Origin of the sequence: Pseudomonas sp. FW300-N2A2, assembly GCF_017351735.1 — a bacterium.
Taxonomy (GTDB): Bacteria; Pseudomonadota; Gammaproteobacteria; order Pseudomonadales; family Pseudomonadaceae; genus Aquipseudomonas; species Aquipseudomonas migulae.
This window is the reverse complement of sequence record NZ_JACNDU010000050.1, coordinates 1-21,592: the sequence shown is the minus strand read 5'-3', so window position 1 is coordinate 21,592 and position 21,592 is coordinate 1. Positions and strand designations below refer to the sequence as shown.

Sequence of the window (21,592 nt, the reverse complement as noted above, 5' to 3'; positions counted from 1 at the left end):
GAGCCCTTTGGTTACTTTGGGGCTTTTCCAAAGTGACTCGCCGTAAGGGCGAAACCAATATCAGCCACTACCGAAGCAACGGATATGTACCCTTAAGTCCGCATCCCGCGACCGCTAACCAACAACCGCGCACACCCGATATACAGAACAACCGTAGCCACCAGCATAAACGTAATCGCCACACTGATCCTGATGTCCGAAACCCCAAGAATCCCATAACGAAACGCATTGACCATATGCAGCACCGGGTTGGCCAACGACACCGTCTGCCAAAACGGCGGCAACAACGAGATCGAGTAAAACACCCCGCCCAAATAGGTCAGCGGCGTCAGCACAAACGTCGGAATGATCGAGATGTCATCAAAGTTGCGCGCAAACACCGCGTTGATGAACCCCAGCAACGAGAAGATCGTCGCCGTCAGCACCACCACCAGAATAGTCACGCCCAGGTGATGCACCTGCAACTTGGTAAAGAACAGCGACAGCAACGTCACAATGAGCCCGACCATCAACCCGCGCAGCACACCGCCCAGGGTGTAGCCGATCAGAATCGTGTGCGGCGACACCGGCGACACCATCAATTCCTCGATGGAACGCTGGAACTTGCTGCCGAAGAAGCTCGACACAACGTTGCCGTAGGAGTTGGTGATCACCGACATCATGATCAGCCCCGGCACGATATATTCCATATAGGTGAAACCACCCATGTCACCGATTTGCCGGCCGATCAGATTGCCGAAGATCACGAAGTACAAAACCATGGTGATCGCCGGCGGCAGCAGCGTCTGCGGCCAGATCCGGGTGAAGCGTTTGACCTCGCGATAAACGATGGTATTGAGCGCGACGAGATTGGGCTGCAGCTCGGAACTCATACCGCCACCTTCGACAGATTTTTCTCCACCAGGGACACGAACAACTCCTCGAGGCGATTGGTTTTGTTACGCAGGCTCAGCACTTCGATGTTCTGCTGCGCCAGTTGAGTGAACAACGCGGTGATGCCCATGGACTTGTCGACCTGGACTTCAAGGGTATGGCCGTCGAGCAAACGGGTCGGGTAACCCAGCAACTGCGGCGCAACGCTCAGCATGTTTTTCGTGTCGAGCAGGAAGGTTTCCACATGCAGCTGGCCAAGCAGCTGTTTCATGCTGGTGTTCTCGACGATCGTACCGTGGTCGATGATGCCGATGTTGCGGCACAACTGCTCAGCCTCTTCCAGATAGTGCGTGGTGAGGATGATGGTGATGCCTTTCTGGTTCAGCTCGGTGAGGAACGTCCACATCGAACGACGCAGCTCGATATCGACCCCCGCCGTCGGTTCGTCGAGGATCAGCAGGCGCGGTTCGTGAACCAGCGCACGGGCGATCATCAAGCGACGCTTCATGCCGCCGGACAGTGAACGCGACGGCACATCGCGCTTGTCCCACAAACCGAGTTGGGTCAGGTATTGCTCGGCGCGTTCCTTGGCGATTTTCGGCGGGATGCCGTAATAACCGGCCTGGGTCACGACGATGTCGAAGGTTTTTTCGAACTGGTTGAAGTTGAATTCCTGGGGCACCACGCCGATGGAGCGCTTGAGCTGCGCAGGATTCTTGTCCAGGTCGTTGCCGAAGATATTCACTGTGCCGCTGGTTTTGTTCACCAGGGTCGAGAGAATGCCGATGGTCGTGGATTTGCCGGCGCCGTTAGGGCCGAGCAAGGCGAAAAAGTCACCTTCGGCGACGTCCAGATCGATACCACTCAGGGCCTGGAAACCGTTGCCGTAGGTTTTGGTTAGCTGCCGGATGGACAGAGCGGAACTCATATCGGATTTACGCACCAAGAAGGGAAGAAAGGGATCAATAAGGGCGGGCGGCGAGCATTGCAACCGCGGCGCATGAGCGCAATGGTGCTTGTCGCCGCCACACAAGTACAGTCAAGTGTGTCGATAGTGAGTATTAAGTCAACGCGGTCATAACGGCTTTCTTGTACGCCGCACGCTGCTTCAGCCGTGCATACCAGGCTTCCAAATGTGGCTGCGGCGCACGCTCGATCGGCATCTCGAACCAGGCATAAATGAAGCTGCCGAGGGGAATGTCGCCCATGCCGATTTCATCGCCGGACAAGTACGGTTTGGCCGCCAATGCCTGATCGGCCATTGCCAGCAAGCCATTGCACTCTTTGATTGCGGCGTTGATGGCGGGCCAGTCCTGTTGATCTGCCGGTGTGCGCAAGACACCCCAGAACACGGTGCGGAACGGCCCGGCAAAACTTGAAGTGGTCCAGTCCATCCATTTGTCGGCAGTGGCGCGGGCCTTCAGATCCGAGGGATACCAGGCGGTGTCGTTGGCGTGGCGGGCCATCAGGTAACGCACGATGGCGTTGGACTCCCACAGCACGAAGCCGTCGTCTTCAATCACCGGAACGCGACCGTTGGGATTCATCGCACGATACTCGGGCGTATCGACCACACCAAAGGCGCCGCCTGCATCGATGGCTTCATAGGCCAGGCCCAGTTCTTCGGCGGCCCACAAAGGTTTTCTGACATTCGACGAATTTTTCCGACCCCAGATCTTCAGCATGACCGCCTCTTGATTGATGAATGCGCAGGCAGCATACGCCGGATCAGCCGCGACTCAAATCGCTCTGCATGTCCCCCAACAGCTGCGGCAACTGTTCGCTGAACAAGTGCGGATAGCACTTTTCCAGGTGTTCGAAAAAGAACGCCTCCGGCACATCGGTGAACTGACCGTGATCGATCAAGTACTCCATCAGTTGCTCGCCGTCACGATTGAACGGGTGGAAAACGCTGTCGTTGATCCCGTCGAATTCCAGCGGCGCAACGTTGAACATTTCGCAGAGCTTCTGGTTGAACGCCGGCGTGGCTTTGACCCAGCGATCGTTCAGGTACAGCTCTGTATAACCATGCATGGCGAACACGTCACTCTTGAGCAATTCCAGCAAACGCGGGGTCGACAAGTGATTGCGCACATCCGCCAGACCGATCCGCGCGGGAATCCCGCAATGCCGCGCCGCACCGGCGAGCAGCGTGGCCTTGGGCACGCAATAACTTTCCCCGGTCGACAGCGCATAACTGCCGCGCAAGGTCTCTGGATCGCGGCTGAACGTGTAAGGGTTGTAACGCACGGCCTCGCGCACCGCGTAATAGAGATTGATCGCCTGCTCGAGCGGGTCGCGGTTACTGCCGCGATGTTTTTCGGCGAACTCCACCACCGACGGGTGGTCACTATCGATGAAGCGGCCGGGACGCAGATACTCGTGCATGAGGACAATCTCCTGGGGAAGCCACGAGTCTAGCGACAGGTTCAGCACAGAGATAACGACGTTTCGGCCAAACATGGACGCTTTGCCGCCCGCCCGGCGAACGATTTTCCCGGCCCGATGCCAATCGGTCCTACAAAACTCATCGAAGGTTTCCCACGATTTCAATCACCTCGCTCTGACCACCCTGTTTTGCGGATGCCGTCTAAGCTCTGAAGGTTGGTTTTGCCCTGGTTTCACGGAGGATTAAATATGCTGCTGTTGTGGATACTGGTTCTGGTTGTCGGGATTGCGTATTTAGCCCACCGCCGTATCGCCCCCCTACCCGCCCTGTGCATCGTTGCCGTTTATGTGGTCGCGATGGGGGCCTTCAGCCGTGCGCCTGGCTGGCTGCTGCTGGTGCTGTGGGTGTTGATCGCGGCCGTCGCAGCGCCCTTGTTGCTACCCGACCTGCGTCGCAAATACTTCAGCGCGCCGCTGTTCAACTGGTTCCAGAAAACCCTGCCGCCGATGTCGGAAACCGAGCGCGATGCCATCGACGCCGGCACGGTGTGGTGGGACGGCGAACTGTTCAGCGGCCGTCCGGACTGGGACAAACTGCTGTCCTATCCCAAAGCTCAACTGACCGAAGAGGAACAAGCCTTCATCGACGGCCCGACCGATGAGCTGTGCGCGATGGTCACGGACTGGCAGATCGGCCAGGACATGGACCTGCCGGCCGAAGCCTGGACCCACATAAAGGAAAACGGTTTCTTTGCCCTGATCATTCCCAAGGAATACGGCGGCAAGGGTTTTTCTGCCTACGCCCACTCCCAGGTGGCCATGAAACTGGCGACCCGCAGCGGCGACCTCGCCTCCACTGTGATGGTCCCCAACTCCCTCGGCCCGGCTGAATTGTTGCTGCATTACGGCACCGACGAACAACGCAACCATTACCTGCCACGACTGGCGCGCGGCGATGACATCCCGTGCTTCGCCTTGACCGGACCATTGGCCGGCTCCGACGCCGGCTCGATGCCCGACACCGGGGTCATCTGCAAAGGTGAATGGGAAGGCAAGGAAACCCTCGGCCTGCGCCTGAACTGGGAAAAGCGCTACATCACCCTCGGCCCGGTCGCCACCCTCCTCGGCCTGGCCTTCAAGGCGTATGACCCGGATCACTTGCTGGGTGATGAAGTGGATCTGGGCATCAGCCTCGCGCTGGTCCCGACCGACACCGCCGGTGTCGAGATCGGCCGTCGTCATCTGCCATTGGGCGCCGCCTTCATGAACGGCCCGAACTCCGGCAAGGACGTGTTCATTCCGCTGGACTTCCTCATCGGCGGCCAGGACATGCTCGGCAAAGGCTGGATGATGCTGATGAACTGCCTGTCGGTCGGGCGCTCGATTTCGTTGCCTGCGGTCGGCACCGGCGCGGCGAAGTTCACCAGCCTGGTAACCGGTCAATACGCGCAGATTCGTGAACAGTTCAACGTACCGTTGTCGGCGTTTGAAGGTATTCAGGAAGCCATGGCGCGCATCGGCGGCAACGCCTGGATGATGGACGCGGCGCGGATGCTCACCGCCAACGCGGTGGACCTCGGCGAGAAACCGTCGGTGCTGTCGGCGATTCTCAAGTACCACCTTACCGAACGTGGTCGCGAGTGCATCAGCCACGCCATGGATGTGCATGGCGGCAAGGCGATCATCATGGGGCCGAACAATTACCTCGGGCGCAACTGGAATGGCGCGCCGATCTTCATCACCGTCGAAGGCGCGAACATCCTCTCGCGCAACTTGATGATCTTCGGCCAGGGGGCGATTCGCTGCCATCCATTCGTCCTGAAAGAAATGGCCCTCGCCGGGCGTGAAGACAAGGATCAGGCCCTCACCGAGTTCGATGGCCTGCTGCTCAAGCACATCGGTTTTGCCGTGAGCAACGCTGCCAGCACACTGGTGCTGAACCTTGGTTTCGGTCAATTCGAACATGCACCGGGAGACAAGCTAAGCCAGGGGTACTTCCGTGCGCTCAACCGTCAGGCGGCTGCGTTCGCCCTGCTCGCGGACTTGAGCATGATGTTGCTGGGTGGTGAACTGAAACGTCGCGAACGTCTGTCGGCACGCCTGGGGGATGTGCTCAGCAACCTGTACCTGGCCTCCGCCGCGCTCAAGCGTTACCACGATCTAGACTCACCGGAACACATGGCGCCGCTGTTTACCTGGGCCATGGAAGAAAGCCTTGGTCAGTCGGAACGCGCGCTGGATGAATTGCTGACCAACTTCCCGAACAAGGTTTTGGGCTGCCTGTTGCGGGTGATTGTGTTCCCGCTCGGTCGCCGTCATAAAGGGCCGTCGGACAAGCTCGGTGCAGAAGTGGCCGCGGTGATTGGCCGGGCCAAGGGCGATCCAACCCTGGAAGAACTGCTCGGCGGATGCTTCCGTCCGCAGTCGGCCGATGACGCCGTTGGTGCCCTGCAACACGCGTGCGACCTGTTGAACGCGGTGCAGCCGGTGCAGAAAAAACTCCACATGGCGCTCAAAAGCGGTCAGGTCAAACCGGTTGCCGGGGAAAACGTTATCGAAGCCGCGTTGGAGGCTGGCGTGTTGCAGCCGGTGGAAGCGCACAACCTGCGCAATGCCGAAGTGGCGCGGCGCAAGGTGATCGATGTCGATGATTTCGACAAAGAAGAGCTGAAGCTGGCCGAAGGAAAGGTCCGCTGATCCTGCTTGCGATGTAAAAAAGGGCGCAGGAGCTTTATACTCCCGCGCCCGTTTTGCTCTTGAGGACTTATCTCGTGTCCAACATCGTTGCCGATCATCTCGTTTTGCTCGACCACCTGCGCAGTATCCTGGTCGCCGTGGGTGAGGCCGATCAGGTTCCCGAAGAAAGCCATGCCTTGTTCCTGGAGCGCTTCGACGAACTGCGTGCGTTGCTGCCGGTCGACCCGATCGAAAGCCAATACCTGGGCCAGGACATCCTGTGCCAGGTGATCACCCGTTACCCGCAAATCGCTCACCTGGTCCCGCGTGACCTGTTGTGGTATTTCGCCGGTGACTGCCTGCACTACATGCCCGACGATGAAATCGACTTGTATCAGGCGCTGGAAGAACGTCGCTTCGAAGCTGAACAGAACGACGAACCGTTCGACTGGAATCAGGAAAAGCAGTTGCTGGCGATGTCGAACGACGACAGCAAGCACTGATCCCCGGTCAGAAATGCAAAAGGCCCGCATGGTTAGACATGCGGGCCTTTTTTTGTGGCATTGCGCAGTGATGTGGTGTCTGGGCGGACGCCTTCGCGGGCAAGCCTCGCTCCTACAAATCATGCGCGGCCCCTGTAGGAGCGAGGCTTGCCCGCGAAGAGGCCCGTCAGAGCAACCCATCACTTTCGGGCAATTCGTATTCAGCCGCGACCTTGCCTGCCACACCGGGTTTACCCGGCTTGCTCAACGTCGGCTCCTTCCCAAGACATTCCACCAGATAGTCGATCAACACCCGCAGCTTCGGCGGCATGTAACGCGTCGGCGAATGCAGCAACCACGCCCCGCCGTGGTACGACGCCAGAAATGTCCAGTCCGGCAACACCTGCACAATCAAGCCCTGCTCCAGCGCATAACGCGCGGTGAAGTACGGCAGGCTGCCAATCCCGATGTGCTGCAACACCGCGCCCAGTCGCACACCGGTGTGATTGGCCGCATATCGTCCACGCACACCGACGGTGACGGCCTTGGTGCCTTTCTTGAATTTCCAGCGCGCATCACTCGGGGTCTCACCCAGGTAGATGCAACTGTGGTTGAGCAAGTCATGGGGATGGGTCGGCGTGCCGTGCTCGGCCAGGTACTGCGGAGTAGCGCAGAGTAGATGGTCGATGGTCAGCAATTGCCGCCCGACCAGCCCGGCGGGTGGCCGATCAGTGATACGAATCGCCAGATCGACGTTGTCGTCGATCAAATCCACCTGACGGTCTTCGAGTAACAGTTCCACATCCACTTTGGGATAACGCCGCAGAAATTCCGGCATATGCGGGTGAATCACGAATCGTCCTACGGCTTTGGGCACGCTGACTCGCACCAGCCCTTCCGCTTCATGGGTGAACTGACCGCTGATTTCCATCACCGACTTGGCTGCGCTGACCATCTCCTGGCAACGCTTGAATACTTCCTCGCCACCATCGCTCAGCCGCAGTTTGCGCGTGGTGCGTTGCAACAGGCGCGTGGCGAGTGCCTTCTCCAGACGCGAGATGCTGCGACTGACCGCCGACGGTGAAGAGCCCAGCTGACGCGCCGCTTCGGAGAAACTGCCGGTCTCGACAACCTTGACGAATATCGCCATTTCACCGAGCAACGGCAGAGGAAGATTTATGCTCACAGCGCAACAGTCCTTTGATGTTTGAACGGATTATCACGCAATTCCACGCTTCATATAATAAAAAACAAAATTTTTAATGAGGACATGGAATATGACGCTTCGCCTCTTTTTCCATAGTGATGACCTCAAGGCTAACGTGGAAGTCCTCGATTGCACGCCGCACGAGAACGAATTCGCCGTGGTGCTACGCGCCACACTGTTCCACCCTCAGGGCGGTGGACAACCCTTTGACACAGGCTGGATCGGCGAAAGCCAGGTACTGCGCGTGGTCCAGGACCCGGACCGGATCATCCATTTCGTTGACCGCCCCGTCCCTCTCGGCATGACTCAGATTCGCATCGATGAGCAACGTCGCCAGTTCAACGCACGGATGCATTCCGCCGGCCATCTGATCGGCCATTTCGTCCAGGCCATGGGCTGGATGCCGATCAAGGCGCATCACTGGCCGGGCGAGGGACGCGTGCAGTTCAAACCGGTGGATTGCGCGCAGGAGGTTGACGCCCGGACCATCGAGTCCGGCATTGAACAATGGATCGCCCACGACCTGCCGCGCCTGACATCGTTGCGCGAAGGCGCCCGGGAAATCGGTTTCGGTGAACTGCCCGCCTATGGCTGCGGCGGCACCCATGTACGTAGCCTGAAGGAATTGGGCACGGTCACGATCGCTTCCGTTTCGCAGAAGAAAGGAACGCTGTCAGTCCACTACAGCGTGGACTGAGCATTTGGGCGATGCCGACTCCGGCATCGCCTGGCGCCGGGGGAGCCTGCATTCGCGGGTTCCGTTGACTATCCGATAGATGGACCTGAACCATGATGCTTGACGTCGAGCGTCTCGATGAGACGTGCATAAAAAAACTGGCCAACGAAGAAGTCCTCGCCATCCGGGTCAAAAGCTTCCTGGCCCCGCCGCTGGCGATTCAGATCGGCGACAAGATTCTCGAGCCCGGTTTCGAAGGCTATATCAACGCACCGAGCATCGGTCGTATCGGCATGGCGTTTTATGAGGCTGAAAACCAGCCACTGCTGATCGAAGACTATTTCGAACGCGCCACGCGCAACATCGCGGAACTGCGCAACCGTTGCGCGCCCTACTCGTCCCCGGTCGACACCCTGCGCTGCATGCTCGACGAGTCCTGGCCGGCGGGTGCGCATCTGGAAAACCTCTACGGCCGCAAGATGTATGTCGGCTTGTCCCGAGTGGTGAAACCCGGCGTGTGTTTTCTGGCCCACCACGACATCTTCGCCAAGGACGCTCCCGACAGTTACCAGGCCAGAAGCCTCGATGCGCAATTCGCCTGCAATGTTTACCTGAACATGCCCACCGAAGGCGGCGCGCTGCAGATGTGGGACCACGACATTTCTCCCGACCAGTTCGACGAAATGCGTGGCGACAGTTACGGCATCGATCCGGCGTTGCTCGGCGCTCCGGTCCTGGAGGTCCTTCCGCAACCTGGTGATTTCATCATGTTCAATTCGCGCTGCATGCACTCGGTGACACCGGGCGTGGCCGATCCGCGCCTGAGCCTTTCTTTCTTTGTCGGCTATCGCGGCAATGCTTCCCCCCTTACTTTCTGGAGTTGAGATGCAGTTTTCGAATTACCTGGGCGAGTTCCTGGCGCTGGCGACAATTCACTTTCTGGCCGTGGTCGCCCCCGGACCGGATTTTGCGGTCACCATCCGCCAGAGCGTGCGTTTCGGTCGGTGGGTAGGCATCTGTACGGCGCTGGGCATTGGCGCTGGCATTTCCGTGCACGTGCTTTACACCCTGCTTGGCGTCGGCGCGCTGATGCACACCACGCCCTGGCTGCTGACTGTGGCCAAGGTCATCGGCGGAGCCTACATTTTGTACCTGGGTGTGAGCCTGTTGCGCAGCAAGCCCAAATCCGCGCTGGAAGGTGATAAAGAAGCCGACGAGCCGGTCGTCGAACAAACGCTGCTGAAGGCGTTCACCACCGGGTTTCTGACCAACGCGACCAATCCCAAGGCCACGCTGTTTTTCCTGGCGATCTTCACCACCCTCATCAGTGCCACGACCCCGCTGAACATCCAGGCGCTTTACGGCCTCTGGATGTGTTTCGTGAACGCACTGTGGTTTGTCATCGTTGCCCTGTTCTTCTCCAGCAGCCGGGTGCGCGTGCTGTTCATGCGCATGGGGCATTGGTTCGAACGCACCATGGGGGTGATTCTGATCCTGTTCGCCGGGCGCCTGATTCTGTCGATGTAAAAACCCGCCCACGCAAAAGGCCCGCTCAGTCTGACTGGCGGGCCTCTTTTTGGCTTGGATATAAATTTTGCACAAACAAAAACGCCGCTCAATGAGCGGCGTTTTTGTGAATTTGGAGCGGGAAACGAGACTCGAACTCGCGACCCCGACCTTGGCAAGGTCGTGCTCTACCAACTGAGCTATTCCCGCAAATGGCGTCCCCTAGGGGACTCGAACCCCTGTTACCGCCGTGAAAGGGCGGTGTCCTAGGCCACTAGACGAAGGGGACACGCTGCCCGGAACACATGGTGTGTGTTTCGGTGCCCAGACCCGCATCCGAAGACTTGGTTCTGGTTTCACTCAGCCCTGCCCGAAAGCAACGCTGTTTAAAATTGGAGCGGGAAACGAGACTCGAACTCGCGACCCCGACCTTGGCAAGGTCGTGCTCTACCAACTGAGCTATTCCCGCATATTGGCGTCCCCTAGGGGACTCGAACCCCTGTTACCGCCGTGAAAGGGCGGTGTCCTAGGCCACTAGACGAAGGGGACACACGTACAACATTCACTCCCTACCGCGTTTCGCTGTGTGCTTTACGCTGTAAGTGGCGCGCATTCTATGGATGGATTGAGGGGTCGTCAACCCCCAGATATAAATTTATTTAAATCAATGACTTCGCCCTGCTTTAAGCAGCGAATACGGCTTTTTGCTCGCCCTGTGTTTGACGCCTATATTCTGACACCCGCCAAGACGTTATAGTCCACCCACGCAACAGATGATGGCAATGTGCACCAAGCACACTATTACTTATATAAGCAGGTTTGCGGTCGATACAGGCATAAGCCTGTTCGTTTCAACCCGTCGAGCGGCCCTATGCGCTCCCCTGCCAAGCCACTACACTCGCACGCGAATCCCATAAAGAGGTCTTACCGGTGACACCACTCATGATCACCCTGCTAGTCGTAGCCGGGATCGCACTATTGATCGCCATTGGGTACATGAACCATGTGGTGGAAAACAACAAACTGGAAAAGGCCCGCACCAAGGTTGAGCTTAACGACCGCCTGCGTCGCTGTGGCGAAATTACCGAAACGTTCCCTGGCCAGCTGATGACTCCGGCTCTCAAGCTGTTGTTGACCCGCCTGGAACTGAACGTCTGCCAGCGCCTGTTGAATCTGGAAAAATCCAGCGCCAACCTCAAGGTGCGGATCAGCGAACTGAACACCCTTGTCGCGCAGGGCGAATCGATCCCGGTCAACAACCCGCCGGCACCGATCCAGACCGAAGCCAAGGCCAAGGATGTACGCTTCCTGCTCGAGGCCCTGCACGGTCAGATCACCCGCGCGGCACAGGACGGTTTCCTGCCAACCAATGAAGCCAAACGCTGGATCCGCGAAGTTCGCCACATCCTGGTTCTATTGCACATCGAATTCTTCAACAACCTCGGCCAGCACGCCCTGCAACAAAACCAGCCTGGCCAGGCTCGCCTGGCGTTCGAACGTGGTGTGCAATACCTGCGCAAACAACAGGAACCTCAGGTCTACGCCGAACAACTCGAATACCTGGAAAAGCTCCTGGCCCGCGCGAATGCACAAGTCATGGACAAAACTGCGCCGGCTGAAGGCGAAGTGAACCAATTGACCGAAGGCCTCAAAGACGTCGAGGCGGATGCGGACTGGAAGAAGAGAGTGATTTACGACTGATCACGCAAAGATGAAGAGCCACCGACAAGGTGGCTTTTTTTTGCGTTGGGTTTTAGCGGCGGGTACATCCGGGGAAGATTGGGCGGCTGTCAGGCCGTCATCGCTGGCAAGCCAGCTCCTACAAAGGGCGTGGTACATCCGCGAGAATCAGGGCGGTAGTCAGGCCGCCATCGTCGGAACGCCGCCCGCAGCAAGCCGGCTCCTACAAAGGGCGTGGTACATCCGCGAGAATCAGGTCGGTAGTCAGGCCGCCATCGCCAGCAAGCCGGCTCCTACAAGGGCGCGGTACATCCGTGAGAATCAGGTCGGTTGTCAGGCCGTCATCGCCGGCAAGCCGGCTCCTACAAAGGGCGTGGTACATCCGTGAGAATCAGGTCGGTTGTCAGGCCGTCATCGTCGGAACGCCGCCCGCAGCAAGCCGGCTCCTACAATGTATCGGCGTACCCCCACCAAACCACGAGGCCGAGCGTTAGCTCGCCTTGCGCTTTTGATTTTGATCTGCCCGCCCCTTCGGGAGGCTGAGTGGAGGTTCTGCGCAGTGGGCAACCCGGCATGGATGCCGGGTTAGCCGCGCACGGCCAGGGATGGCCGATCGCGGCGGGCCCACGGAGCAGGACCGGAGCGAAGGAACGCCGAGCCTTAGCGAGGGGCCGGACGCCGGGGCGAGACCTTTTGGTTCCTTTTGGGGCGTTTGCCAAAAGGGACTCGCCGTAAGGGCGAAACCGTGAGCGGCCGTTACACCAAGAATGGATATGTACACCAACAAGAGATAGGTCGGATATCAGGCCGCCATCGTCGGAACGCCGCCCGCAGCAAGCCGGCTCCTACAAGGGCCATACCGATCAAAGCCGGAAATGCCCGACCATCCCCTTCAACTCAACCCCCAACTGCGCCAACTCGATACTCGACGCCGCATTCCCCTGCATCGCCAACGAAGACTGATCCGCACTCGCACGAATACTGGTCACACTGCGATTGATCTCCTCAGCCACAGAACTCTGCTCCTCCGCAGCCGCTGCAATCTGCTGGTTCATCTGCTGAATCAACGACACCGCCGCAGCAATACTGCCCAAGGCACTTTCGGTCTGAAGCGCATCACTGACCGCCAGCTTCACCAATTCGCCACTGCTCTGAATCTGATGCACCGACGACTGCGCCGCCGAACGCAAGGCACTGACCAGACGTTCAATCTCCTCGGTCGATTGCTGGGTCCGCTTCGCCAAGGCCCGCACTTCATCGGCAACCACCGCAAACCCCCTGCCCTGCTCGCCGGCCCGTGCCGCCTCGATGGCCGCGTTCAGCGCCAACAGGTTGGTCTGCTCAGCCACACTCTTGATCACGCTGAGCACCGTGCCGATATTCTGAATCTCCGCACTCAGGCTCTCGATGCTGGAACTGGCCGAGGACGCCGAGTCGGCCAGCTGCTCGATCCGCGCCATGCTCTGGCGCACGACCACCTGGCCACTTTCGACCTTGTCGTCCGCCGTCTGCGCAGCCTGGGCAGCTTCTTCCGCGTTACGTGCAACATCGTGCACGGTGGCGGTCATCTGGTTCATTGCAGTTGCGACCTGCTCGGTTTCTTCTTTCTGACTGCTGACTTCAAGATTGGTCTGTTCGGTCACCGCCGACAGCGATTGCGCGGAACTGGCCAACTGCTCGATACCCGCCTGCAAACCGCTGACAATGCTGCTGAGCCCCGCGCCCATTTGCTGCATGGCCTGCATCAGTTGGCCGATCTCGTCCCGGCGGGTCACTTCAACCGTCGCACTCAAATCGCCCGCGGCAATCTGCTGAGCCACACGGATCACACTGCGCAACGGCCCCACGATCAATCGGGTAATCACCCACGCCGCGATCAGCCCGACCAGCAAGGCCAGGGCCGATGAACCGATAATCAGCAGTGAATTCTTTTTCAGCTCGGTCTGCATCGACTGGTCTTCGGCGACATAGGCCTGATCCACCCGCTCCACCACCTGCGCGGCGCGCTGATGCAGCTGTTCATAGACGGTTTTTTCCTGCGCCAGCAGGCCGGTGTACTCGGCAAGTTTTTCACTGAAACCGCCAATGTGCCCGACCACCTCATTGAGGACCGTCTGATAGCCCTCGTCCTTGACCGTGGTTTTCAACTGCTCGGCCTGAGCCAGCGCCTGGTCGGCCTGCTCGATCTTGCCTTGGCTGGCACTGTCATCGCCCTTGCGGCTCTGGTCCAGACGCACGCGCGCCTCGTTCATGGCTTGCAACATCAGCCGCGATACCTGGCTGACTTGATTGGCCTGTTCGATGAACTGGCTGCCGTCCTTGCCCTCGGAGTCCTTCAAGGTATAAGCGCCATCGTCGGCGAGACCGGCCTGCAACACATCAAGGTTGTTGGCCACGCTGGACACCGACCAACTAGCCATTTCCAGCGCCAGGTCCTTGGCCTGACTCAGCGAGACAAATTCGTCAAACGCCTTGCGATAAGCTCCCAGCGATTGCTCGACGTCGTTCATCACCGGAACGTTGGCCGGTGATTGCGCCTTGAGCTGATTCGCCAGGACGACCAGGCCTTCAACGCCCTCGTGCAACGCAGTGACGATTTTCGGGTTGCCGTGCAAGGCGTATTCCTGCTCAAGCAACCGCACCTTGAGCAGGCCACTGTTGAGCGACGACATCTGTTTGAGCCCGTCGAAGCGCTGGCTGATGGTTTGCAGGGACCATACGCCGATGGCCGCCACCAGGGCTGTCAACAGCAGCACCAGCAGAAACCCGACACCCAGTTTTTTTGCCATACCGAGGTTGGCAAAACGTCCTTGCACGGCCGAAATCATTGCACTTAGTCCCCTGACATAGTCTGTTAACGCAGATTCGCAACGGGCCTGTGTCAACACAAGTCTCTGGCGTCGGAATAATGGCAAAAAGCTACGCCAACGTCGTTTTCAGAACGCTTGAGGTCGATTCAAAGCGGTGGCCTGAAAAAACGCCCGGGCTCGCGGATCACAGGCATAGGCCACATTGATACGCTGCCAGTCACCGGCCTCGCCGGCGGGACTGAAGGCTGTCGCGCAAGACAGCAGGACACCATAGCGCCGAGCCTGTGTCCGCAGGTGAGCGTAGTCGGACTTGCGCGATCGCGCCCAGATGAACAGGCCCCCGACGGGTTTACCGAAGACCTCCCACTCGGCGTCTTCCAGCATCTGCAATGCGGCCTCTCGGTCACCGCTCAGACGTTGCCGCAGGCGCAGCACCAACTTGCGATAGGCACCGCTCGCCAACAGGCAGGCCAGCACCGACTCGCAAAACCCGGAAGTACCCAGGCTGCTGATCCTCTTGACCTCGGCCAGCCTTGAAATGACTTCCGCGCCAGCCACTACAAAGCCGACCCGCAACGAACTGCTGAGAATCTTGGAATAGCTGCCGAGGTAAATCACGTTGTCATCGGTCTCCATGGCAGCGAGTCGCACGCCCGGGCCACTGTGCAAATCCGCGTAGACATCGTCTTCGATCACCAGCGCGCCATGGGTTTTCGCCAGTTGCAGGACCCGCTCCGCCACCGCCGGCGTCAGGCTGCTGCCCGTCGGGTTGTGATAGAAGCTGTTGATGAACAATGCCCGGGGCTTGTTCTCCCGCAGCAGTACCGTGAGCGCTTCGATGTCCGGCCCGCGCGGCGTGCGCGGTACCTCAAGCATGTTGACACCGCGCAGCCTGAGCAACTCGAACAGCAAGGAATAACCGGGGCTTTCCACCACCACGCAATCACCCGGCTTGAGCAAGGTGCGCACAATCAGGTCAAGTCCCTGACTGGCGCCCGCCGTTGTCATGATTCGACTTTCTTCTGCGGCGATATCCAGCAGCCTCAGGCGCTTGAGGATTTGCTGACGCAACGCCCGCAAACCCAACGGCGTGCTGTAGTTGAACAGCGCAGCCATGTCCGTGCGACTGACCTCACGGATCGCGTAGCTCAGGTCGTCGGTTTCACGCCAGCTTTCGGGAAGCCCGCCACTCCCCAGCGGCAGCTCACCCTCCCTGCTGCGTGAATTGACCTCTGTACCTTCTAACCACGGCGAGTCCGCAGCGACCAACGCCGGGGTTGCGACGACGAACCCCGCGCCATGACGTGGCGCCAGCATGCCTTGGGCCACCAGCCGCTCACAGGCCTCAACGACGCTGGTCTGACTGAGCAAGTTGACCCGTGCGATTTGCCGCGCAGAAGGCAGACGCGTCCCAGCCTCTATTTCGCTCTGACGCAGCCAGCAAGCCAGCGCGTCGACGATTTGCTGTACGACCGGCACCATTGCCTGTCGATCGATTCTCAATTCCATGAGCAAGCAAACTCCTGTTTGTTTCGCGGAAAACAGTTAATCACAGCAACGCGGGATGGGCTGTGCGACAACGCCGCCAAAACTCACGGATCTAACCATTTGAAACACATTGCCCGAGCCATTCCCCAGGCTAAAAAAAACCCGCACACGTGGCGGGTTTTCTTGCGGTGCATGGCCCGGCTTCAGAACGCCGTGACGCCACCGTCCACCGCCAGCGAATGACCGGTGGTGAACGCGGCACCGTCGCTGCACAGGTACAGCACGGCACTGGCGATTTCTTCGACCTTGCCGATGCGACCCACCGGGTGCATGGCGCTGGCGAACTCGCCCTTCTTCGGATCCGCTTCATAGGCGCGGCGGAACATGTCGGTGTCGATCACCGCCGGGCACACCGCGTTCACGCGAATCTTTTTCTTGGCGTATTCGATTGCCGCCGATTTGGTCAGGCCGATCACCGCGTGCTTCGACGCCGCATAGATGCTCATCTTCGGCGCGGCACCGAGGCCAGCCACCGACGCCGTGTTGACGATCGCGCCACCGCCCTGAGCCAGCAACAACGGCAACTGATACTTCATGCACAGCCAGACGCCTTTGACGTTGACGCCCATGATCGCGTCGAATTCGTCGACCGTGCCTTCGGCCAGTTTGCCTTTCTCGATTTCAATGCCCGCGTTATTGAAGGCGTAGTCGAGACGGCCGTAGGTATTCACCACTTCGTCCATCAGATTTTTTACATCGCTTTCCAGGGTGACGTTGCAACGCACGAAGGTCGCTTCGCCGCCCGCCGTACGAATCAGCGCCACGGTGCCTTCACCGCCTGCGGTGTCCATGTCGGCCACCACCACTTTCAACCCTTCGGCGGCGAACGCTTGGGCGGTCGCGCGGCCGATACCATTGGCGGCGCCCGTGACTACAGCGACCTGGCCGGAAAACGTCATGCTCATTGTGATGCCCTCGAAGTGAAGAATGTGCAAGTTAGCGTGCGACCAGTCTAGCCACAGGCACGACCCGCGCGGCAGCACTATCAGAAGCCCGGTTAAGCGACCATGAGTTGCAGTGATAAAACCACCGGACCGACTATCACTGCACTGGATCGATGTGCATTCGCCGCATCAGCCAAACTTGCGGGGTCGTCCATGAAGGTCTATCAACAAGTCTTCATTCATCTTGAGTGCCTGTCATGACTACCCAGACCAATCGCCAGTTCCTGCTCGCCAAACGTCCGGTGGGCGCGGCGACCCGCGAGACATTTACCTATCAGCAAGTCCCGGTCGGCGAACCGGCCACGGGTCAGATCCTGGTCAAAAACGAATACCTGTCCCTGGACCCGGCCATGCGTGGCTGGATGAACGAGGGCAAGTCCTACATCCCGCCGGTCGGTATCGGCGAAGTCATGCGCGCACTGGGCGTAGGCAAAGTCGTGGCGTCCAGCCATCCGGGGTTTGCGGTCGGGGACTACGTCAACGGCGCCCTGGGTGTGCAGGATTACTTCCTCGGCGAGCCGCGTGGTTTCTATAAAGTCGATCCGAAACTGGCACCGCTGCCACGTTACTTGTCCGCGCTGGGCATGACCGGGATGACGGCCTACTTCGCTCTGCTCGATGTCGGCGCACCGAAGGAAGGTGACACCGTGGTGCTTTCCGGCGCGGCCGGTGCGGTAGGCAGCATCGCCGGGCAGATCGCCAAGATCAAAGGCTGCCGCGTGATCGGCATCGCGGGCGGCGCGGACAAGTGCAAGTTCCTGATCGACGAACTGGGTTTTGACGGTGCCATCGATTACAAGAGCGAAGACGTCGTCGCCGGCCTCAAGCGCGAATGCCCGAAAGGTGTGGACGTGTATTTCGATAACGTCGGCGGCGATATTCTCGACGCCGTGCTGAGCCGTCTCAACCTGAAGGCACGGGTGGTGATTTGCGGCGCCATCAGCCAGTACAACAACAAGGAAGCCGTCAAAGGGCCGGCCAACTATTTGTCGCTGCTGGTCAACCGCGCACGCATGGAAGGCTTTGTGGTGATGGACTACGCCGCGCAGTTCGCCACGGCCGGGCAGGAAATGGCCGGGTGGATGGCCAAGGGGCAGCTCAAGAGCAAGGAAGACATTGTCGAAGGGCTGGAGACGTTCCCGGAGACGCTGATGAAGTTATTCAGCGGCGAGAATTTCGGCAAGTTGGTGCTGAAGGTTTAACCCGATATTTGTAACAACCGCGAACCAATGTGGGAGCGAGCCTGCTCGCGATAGCGGTGTACCCGTCAACAATGATGTCGACTGACACTCCGTCTTCGCGAGCAGGCTCGCTCCCACATTTGATTTTCAGCGTCTGGTCAGGCGATTTCGGCTACGACGTCAGCCAATGCCTTGGCCGGATCCGCCGCCTGGCTGATCGGACGGCCGATCACCAGGTAATCGGAACCGGCATCCAGCGCCTGGCGCGGCGTCAGAATGCGGCGCTGATCGTCCTGGGCGCTGCCCGCCGGACGAATCCCCGGGGTCACCAGTTGCAACGACGGGTGAGCCGATTTCAAGGCCTGGGCTTCCAGCGCCGAGCACACCAGACCGTCCATCCCGGCTTTTTCCGCCAGCGCAGCCAGGCGCAACACTTGCTCCTGCGGTTCGATGTCCAGACCGATGCCGGCCAGATCTTCACGCTCCATGCTGGTCAGCACGGTCACGCCAATCAGCAGCGGTTTCGGGCCGGTGCGCTGATCGAGCACTTCACGGCAAGCCGCCATCATGCGCAGACCACCGGAGCAGTGCACGTTGACCATCCACACGCCCATTTCCGCCGCGGCTTTTACTGCCATGGCGGTGGTGTTCGGGATGTCGTGGAACTTGAGGTCCAGGAACACTTCGAAACCCTTGTCGCGCAAGGTGCCGACGATTTCCGACGCGCAGCTGGTGAACAGTTCCTTGCCGACTTTGACCCGGCACAGTTTCGGGTCCAACTGGTCGGCCAGCTTCAGTGCGGCGTCACGGGTGGGGAAATCCAGGGCGACGATGATAGGAGTCTGGCAGACGGACATGTGCGGGCTCTCAGGCAGGACGAAATCGGCGCGCATTGTAGCGGAACCAGCGCGGCTGCGGGACCCGATGATCGGTAAATCGTCGTCGGCGCTCAGCCAAGCCTAGCCCTTTCGCCGATTGTGTCGAGACCGATACACTCACGACACGCCCACAACACCCTTCCCCGCTACCCTCGGCAGCCGCAACACGTCCTTACAGCACTTCCCGCCTCCGGGCCGGACGCCTATGCTGAAGCCACAACCTCGCAGCCCATCTTTGTGGTTGGCAGCCTACCTGGCAGATGAACGCACGCATGCACAACACCCACGCACCTGTGAACGACGATCAAAAAGCGCCCGGCGACGACAAACGCTGGAGCATTCGCGCCCTGATCGTCGACGATGACGTCCCGATCCGCGAACTGATGATCGACTACCTGACCCGCTTCAACATCCACGCCAGCGGCGTCACCGATGGCGCGGCCATGCGCCTGGCGCTGCAAGCGGAGCATTTCGACGTGGTGGTGCTTGACCTGATGCTACCCGGCGAAGACGGACTGTCCCTGTGCCGCTGGTTGCGCGCCGAATCGGACATTCCGATCCTGATGCTCACCGCGCGTTGCGAACCCACCGACCGGATCATCGGCCTGGAACTGGGCGCCGACGATTACATGGCCAAACCGTTCGAACCACGGGAGCTGGTCGCACGGATTCAGACCATTCTGCGTCGGGTGCGCGACGACCGCACCGAACAGCGTGCGAATATTCGCTTCGACAACTGGCGCCTGAACAGCGTGCTGCGCCAGTTGATCGCGGCGGATGGCCTGGTGGTGCCGCTGTCCAACGCCGAGTTCCGCTTGCTCTGGGTGTTCATCGAACGTCCGCGCCGGGTGCTCAGCCGTGAACAATTGCTGGATGCGGCGCGCGGTCGTTCGATAGAAGCCTTTGATCGCAGCATCGACCTGCTGGTTTCGCGTCTGCGCCAGAAACTCGGGGACGACCCGAAAGCCCCACAGTTGATCAAAACCGTTCGCGGCGAGGGTTACCTGTTCGATGCACGAGACATCGGCTGATGCGTGCGCGCTTCGATACGCTGTTCGGTCGCCTGTTTGGCGTGCTGCTGGTGGCGATCATCCTGGCGCATCTGCTGGCGTTTGCCTGGTTTCATCATTACGGCCCACCTCCGCCGCCGCCCCCGCCCGAGTTCGCCCAAGGCTTCGACGGACCGCGCCCGCCGCCGGACCCGCGTTTCGAAAACCGGCCACCACGGCCATGGTTCGGCGGGCCACTGGTGCCACTTACCTTCCAGCTGATTTCGCTGATCATCGCCGCCTGGTACGGCGCCAAACTGTTGAGTCGGCCGATCCAGCGCCTGAGCGACGCCGCCGAGCGCCTGAGCGAGAACCTCGACAGCCCGCCGCTGGATGAGTCCGGCCCACGGGAGGCCCGGCAAGCAGCCTACACCTTCAACCTGATGCAAAAACGCATCATCGAACAGATGCAGCAGCGTTCGCGGATGCTCGGTGCGGTGTCCCACGACCTGCGCACGCCGCTGTCACGCCTCAAGCTGCGGCTGGAACAGATCGACGACGACAAGCTGCAAGGCCAGATGCGCCAGGATCTGGACGACATGATCAGCATGCTCGACGCCACCCTCACCTATCTGCACGAGCAGCGCACCAGTGAGGCACCGCAGTGGATGGACGTGCAGGCGCTGGTCGAATCCTTGAGCGAAAACGCCCAGGACCAGGGCTCCGATGTCCAGGCCAGCGGCCATTGCGCACCACTGCAGGTTCAACCGATGGCCCTGCGTTCATGCATCAACAATCTGCTGGATAACGCGCTGCGTTATGCCGGGCAGGCGCAGGTCGTGCTTGAGGACAATCGCGAGCACCTGGTGATCCGGGTCATCGACCATGGGCCGGGGATTGCGGCAGATAAACGTGAAGCGGTGTTTGAACCATTCTTCCGCCTGGAAGGTTCGCGCAATCGCAACTCCGGGGGTGTCGGTCTGGGCATGACCATTGCGCGTGAAGCGGCTGAACGATTGGGTGGGCAATTGAATCTGGAAGAAACTCCCGGTGGCGGTTTGACCGCCGTTATCTGGTTGCCCCGCACCTGAATCCCCACATAAATCCACTGTGGGAGCGGGCTTGCTCGCGAAAGCGGTGGGTCAGTCAACATCAATGCTGAATGATCCACCGCTTTCGCGAGCAAGCCCGCTCCCACAGGTTCTGAGTCTGACCCGAGACCTGTGTGTACCAATCGGTACAAACCCCACATACCCACGACAACTTGCTCCTTGAGGCTGCATAAGCCGGTGCACCCACCGGTTTTCCATTCCAGGGAGTGAGCCCAATGATCGGTAGCGTCAGCAACTACACGAGCTATACCAGCACCAGCAGCACCACAACCAGCAATGCTCGCAGCCAGCAATTCCAGAAAGAACTGCTCTCCAGGCTCGACACCAACAGCGACGGTTCGGTGGATCAGGACGAGCTCACCAGCGCTCTGTCACAGAAAACCGAGGACGGCCTGCTGGTCAGCCTGAGCAAAAACTTCGCCGATCTGGACAGTGACGACAGTGGCAGCCTGAGCAGCGAAGAAATGGCTGCGATGGCACCACCGCCACCACCACCGCGTGATCAGGCACCCAACACCGAACTGGCCGACGCGCTGATCAGCGCACTGGACACCGACAGTGACGGCGCCATCAGCAGCGATGAGCTGAGCAGCGGCCTGACCAACGCCGGCAGCAGTGCCGACAGCACAGAGATTTTTTCGG

At 59.7% G+C, this 21,592-nt stretch carries 19 protein-coding genes, 4 tRNA genes and 1 pseudogene; 10 read left to right on the top strand and 14 right to left on the bottom strand.

Annotated features, from left to right (window positions below; all coding sequences use genetic code 11):
* Positions 1 to 92: 92 nt before the first annotated feature.
* From J4E42_RS28560 to J4E42_RS28545, 4 genes are all read right to left on the bottom strand, one after another.
* Positions 93 to 872, bottom strand: coding sequence for an ABC transporter permease (locus J4E42_RS28560; RefSeq protein ID WP_008032943.1), 780 nt, complete (start codon positions 870 to 872; stop codon positions 93 to 95).
* Positions 869 to 1,801 (bottom strand): ABC transporter ATP-binding protein, encoded by a 933-nt coding sequence (locus tag J4E42_RS28555; RefSeq protein ID WP_008032944.1) that lies wholly within the window; start codon positions 1,799 to 1,801, stop codon positions 869 to 871. The genes J4E42_RS28560 and J4E42_RS28555 overlap by 4 nt, the downstream gene beginning before the upstream one ends.
* Before the next feature lie 133 nt (positions 1,802 to 1,934).
* On the bottom strand, positions 1,935 to 2,558 hold the full coding sequence (locus J4E42_RS28550; RefSeq protein WP_192420268.1) for a glutathione S-transferase family protein: 624 nt from the start codon (positions 2,556 to 2,558) through the stop codon (positions 1,935 to 1,937).
* Positions 2,559 to 2,601: 43 nt separating this feature from the next.
* Positions 2,602 to 3,261: a transglutaminase family protein gene (locus J4E42_RS28545; RefSeq protein ID WP_207286712.1), complete on the bottom strand. Its 660-nt coding sequence runs from the start codon at positions 3,259 to 3,261 to the stop codon at positions 2,602 to 2,604.
* 249 nt (positions 3,262 to 3,510) lie between these two features.
* On the opposite strand from J4E42_RS28545, the gene J4E42_RS28540 reads away from it, so the two are divergent.
* Entirely contained in the window at positions 3,511 to 5,958 is a 2,448-nt protein-coding gene (locus J4E42_RS28540; RefSeq protein ID WP_207286711.1) for an acyl-CoA dehydrogenase, read from the top strand.
* 74 nt (positions 5,959 to 6,032) lie between these two features.
* On the top strand, positions 6,033 to 6,440 hold the full coding sequence (locus tag J4E42_RS28535) for a PA2817 family protein (protein WP_008032949.1): 408 nt from the start codon (positions 6,033 to 6,035) through the stop codon (positions 6,438 to 6,440).
* Positions 6,441 to 6,606: 166 nt separating this feature from the next.
* On the opposite strand, the gene J4E42_RS28530 is transcribed toward J4E42_RS28535, so the two are convergent.
* Positions 6,607 to 7,605: a LysR family transcriptional regulator gene (locus J4E42_RS28530; RefSeq protein WP_008036719.1), complete on the bottom strand. Its 999-nt coding sequence runs from the start codon at positions 7,603 to 7,605 to the stop codon at positions 6,607 to 6,609.
* 91 nt (positions 7,606 to 7,696) lie between these two features.
* On the opposite strand from J4E42_RS28530, the gene J4E42_RS28525 reads away from it, so the two are divergent.
* From J4E42_RS28525 to J4E42_RS28515, 3 genes are all read left to right on the top strand, one after another.
* Positions 7,697 to 8,323, top strand: coding sequence for an alanyl-tRNA editing protein (locus J4E42_RS28525; protein WP_207286710.1), 627 nt, complete (start codon positions 7,697 to 7,699; stop codon positions 8,321 to 8,323).
* Positions 8,324 to 8,415: 92 nt separating this feature from the next.
* A complete protein-coding gene (locus J4E42_RS28520; protein ID WP_207286709.1) occupies positions 8,416 to 9,186 on the top strand; it encodes a 2OG-Fe(II) oxygenase in 771 nt (256 codons plus the stop codon).
* Position 9,187: 1 nt separating this feature from the next.
* A complete protein-coding gene (locus tag J4E42_RS28515) occupies positions 9,188 to 9,829 on the top strand; it encodes a LysE family translocator (RefSeq protein ID WP_008032957.1) in 642 nt (213 codons plus the stop codon).
* Positions 9,830 to 9,942: 113 nt separating this feature from the next.
* On the opposite strand, the gene J4E42_RS28510 is transcribed toward J4E42_RS28515, so the two are convergent.
* The 4 genes from J4E42_RS28510 to J4E42_RS28495 form a co-directional block, all read right to left on the bottom strand.
* A tRNA-Gly gene (locus J4E42_RS28510) sits at positions 9,943 to 10,018 on the bottom strand.
* A 3-nt stretch (positions 10,019 to 10,021) separates the two neighbouring features.
* Positions 10,022 to 10,097: transfer RNA gene (locus J4E42_RS28505), tRNA-Glu, on the bottom strand.
* Between the two features lie 104 nt (positions 10,098 to 10,201).
* Positions 10,202 to 10,277, bottom strand: a tRNA-Gly gene (locus J4E42_RS28500).
* A 4-nt stretch (positions 10,278 to 10,281) separates the two neighbouring features.
* Positions 10,282 to 10,357, bottom strand: a tRNA-Glu gene (locus tag J4E42_RS28495).
* Positions 10,358 to 10,750: 393 nt separating this feature from the next.
* On the opposite strand from J4E42_RS28495, the gene J4E42_RS28490 reads away from it, so the two are divergent.
* A complete protein-coding gene (locus tag J4E42_RS28490; RefSeq protein ID WP_032832315.1) occupies positions 10,751 to 11,509 on the top strand; it encodes a hypothetical protein in 759 nt (252 codons plus the stop codon).
* An 842-nt stretch (positions 11,510 to 12,351) separates the two neighbouring features.
* On the opposite strand, the gene J4E42_RS29815 is transcribed toward J4E42_RS28490, so the two are convergent.
* The 4 genes and pseudogenes from J4E42_RS29815 to J4E42_RS28475 form a co-directional block, all read right to left on the bottom strand.
* Complete coding sequence (locus J4E42_RS29815; RefSeq protein ID WP_404943265.1) at positions 12,352 to 13,056, bottom strand: methyl-accepting chemotaxis protein; 705 nt, start codon at positions 13,054 to 13,056, stop codon at positions 12,352 to 12,354.
* A 204-nt stretch (positions 13,057 to 13,260) separates the two neighbouring features.
* A pseudogene (locus J4E42_RS29810) lies at positions 13,261 to 13,437 on the bottom strand (HAMP domain-containing protein); the annotation flags it as partial.
* 987 nt (positions 13,438 to 14,424) lie between these two features.
* On the bottom strand, positions 14,425 to 15,807 hold the full coding sequence (locus tag J4E42_RS28480) for a PLP-dependent aminotransferase family protein (protein WP_207286708.1): 1,383 nt from the start codon (positions 15,805 to 15,807) through the stop codon (positions 14,425 to 14,427).
* A 182-nt stretch (positions 15,808 to 15,989) separates the two neighbouring features.
* Positions 15,990 to 16,751 carry an SDR family oxidoreductase gene (locus J4E42_RS28475; RefSeq protein ID WP_008041586.1) on the bottom strand — a complete coding sequence of 254 codons (762 nt, stop codon included), beginning with the start codon at positions 16,749 to 16,751 and terminating at the stop codon, positions 15,990 to 15,992.
* 236 nt (positions 16,752 to 16,987) lie between these two features.
* Here J4E42_RS28475 and J4E42_RS28470 point away from each other — a divergent pair, with 236 nt between their 5' ends.
* Entirely contained in the window at positions 16,988 to 17,992 is a 1,005-nt protein-coding gene (locus J4E42_RS28470; protein WP_207286707.1) for an NADP-dependent oxidoreductase, read from the top strand.
* 137 nt (positions 17,993 to 18,129) lie between these two features.
* On the opposite strand, the gene pyrF is transcribed toward J4E42_RS28470, so the two are convergent.
* Positions 18,130 to 18,828 carry an orotidine-5'-phosphate decarboxylase gene (gene pyrF / locus J4E42_RS28465; RefSeq protein ID WP_167362965.1) on the bottom strand — a complete coding sequence of 233 codons (699 nt, stop codon included), beginning with the start codon at positions 18,826 to 18,828 and terminating at the stop codon, positions 18,130 to 18,132.
* Positions 18,829 to 19,121: 293 nt separating this feature from the next.
* Here pyrF and J4E42_RS28460 point away from each other — a divergent pair, with 293 nt between their 5' ends.
* The 3 genes from J4E42_RS28460 to xopAW form a co-directional block, all read left to right on the top strand.
* Positions 19,122 to 19,880, top strand: a complete 759-nt coding sequence (locus J4E42_RS28460; protein ID WP_207286706.1) for a response regulator — start codon at positions 19,122 to 19,124, stop codon at positions 19,878 to 19,880.
* Positions 19,880 to 20,929, top strand: coding sequence for a HAMP domain-containing sensor histidine kinase (locus tag J4E42_RS28455; RefSeq protein WP_008041589.1), 1,050 nt, complete (start codon positions 19,880 to 19,882; stop codon positions 20,927 to 20,929). The genes J4E42_RS28460 and J4E42_RS28455 overlap by 1 nt, the downstream gene beginning before the upstream one ends.
* 236 nt (positions 20,930 to 21,165) lie before the next feature.
* A partial coding sequence (gene xopAW, locus J4E42_RS28450) for a XopAW family type III secretion system calcium-binding effector (protein ID WP_207286705.1) occupies positions 21,166 to 21,592 on the top strand: 427 nt, incomplete at its 3' end.

Excerpts from the sequence above, each read along its gene's own strand:
- J4E42_RS28560 (WP_008032943.1), bottom strand. The coding sequence starts at position 872 with ATGAGTTCCGAGCTGCAGCCCAATCTCGTCGCGCTCAATACCATCGTT.
- J4E42_RS28555 (WP_008032944.1), bottom strand. The coding sequence starts at position 1,801 with ATGAGTTCCGCTCTGTCCATCCGGCAGCTAACCAAAACCTACGGCAAC.
- J4E42_RS28550 (WP_192420268.1), bottom strand. The coding sequence starts at position 2,558 with ATGCTGAAGATCTGGGGTCGGAAAAATTCGTCGAATGTCAGAAAACCT.
- J4E42_RS28545 (WP_207286712.1), bottom strand. The coding sequence starts at position 3,261 with ATGCACGAGTATCTGCGTCCCGGCCGCTTCATCGATAGTGACCACCCG.
- J4E42_RS28540 (WP_207286711.1), top strand. The coding sequence starts at position 3,511 with ATGCTGCTGTTGTGGATACTGGTTCTGGTTGTCGGGATTGCGTATTTA.
- J4E42_RS28525 (WP_207286710.1), top strand. The coding sequence starts at position 7,697 with ATGACGCTTCGCCTCTTTTTCCATAGTGATGACCTCAAGGCTAACGTG.
- J4E42_RS28520 (WP_207286709.1), top strand. The coding sequence starts at position 8,416 with ATGATGCTTGACGTCGAGCGTCTCGATGAGACGTGCATAAAAAAACTG.
- J4E42_RS28515 (WP_008032957.1), top strand. The coding sequence starts at position 9,188 with ATGCAGTTTTCGAATTACCTGGGCGAGTTCCTGGCGCTGGCGACAATT.
- J4E42_RS28490 (WP_032832315.1), top strand. The coding sequence starts at position 10,751 with ATGATCACCCTGCTAGTCGTAGCCGGGATCGCACTATTGATCGCCATT.
- J4E42_RS29815 (WP_404943265.1), bottom strand. The coding sequence starts at position 13,056 with ATGACCGCCACCGTGCACGATGTTGCACGTAACGCGGAAGAAGCTGCC.
- J4E42_RS28480 (WP_207286708.1), bottom strand. The coding sequence starts at position 15,807 with ATGGAATTGAGAATCGATCGACAGGCAATGGTGCCGGTCGTACAGCAA.
- J4E42_RS28475 (WP_008041586.1), bottom strand. The coding sequence starts at position 16,751 with ATGAGCATGACGTTTTCCGGCCAGGTCGCTGTAGTCACGGGCGCCGCC.
- J4E42_RS28470 (WP_207286707.1), top strand. The coding sequence starts at position 16,988 with ATGACTACCCAGACCAATCGCCAGTTCCTGCTCGCCAAACGTCCGGTG.
- pyrF (WP_167362965.1), bottom strand. The coding sequence starts at position 18,828 with ATGTCCGTCTGCCAGACTCCTATCATCGTCGCCCTGGATTTCCCCACC.
- J4E42_RS28460 (WP_207286706.1), top strand. The coding sequence starts at position 19,122 with ATGCACAACACCCACGCACCTGTGAACGACGATCAAAAAGCGCCCGGC.
- J4E42_RS28455 (WP_008041589.1), top strand. The coding sequence starts at position 19,880 with ATGCGTGCGCGCTTCGATACGCTGTTCGGTCGCCTGTTTGGCGTGCTG.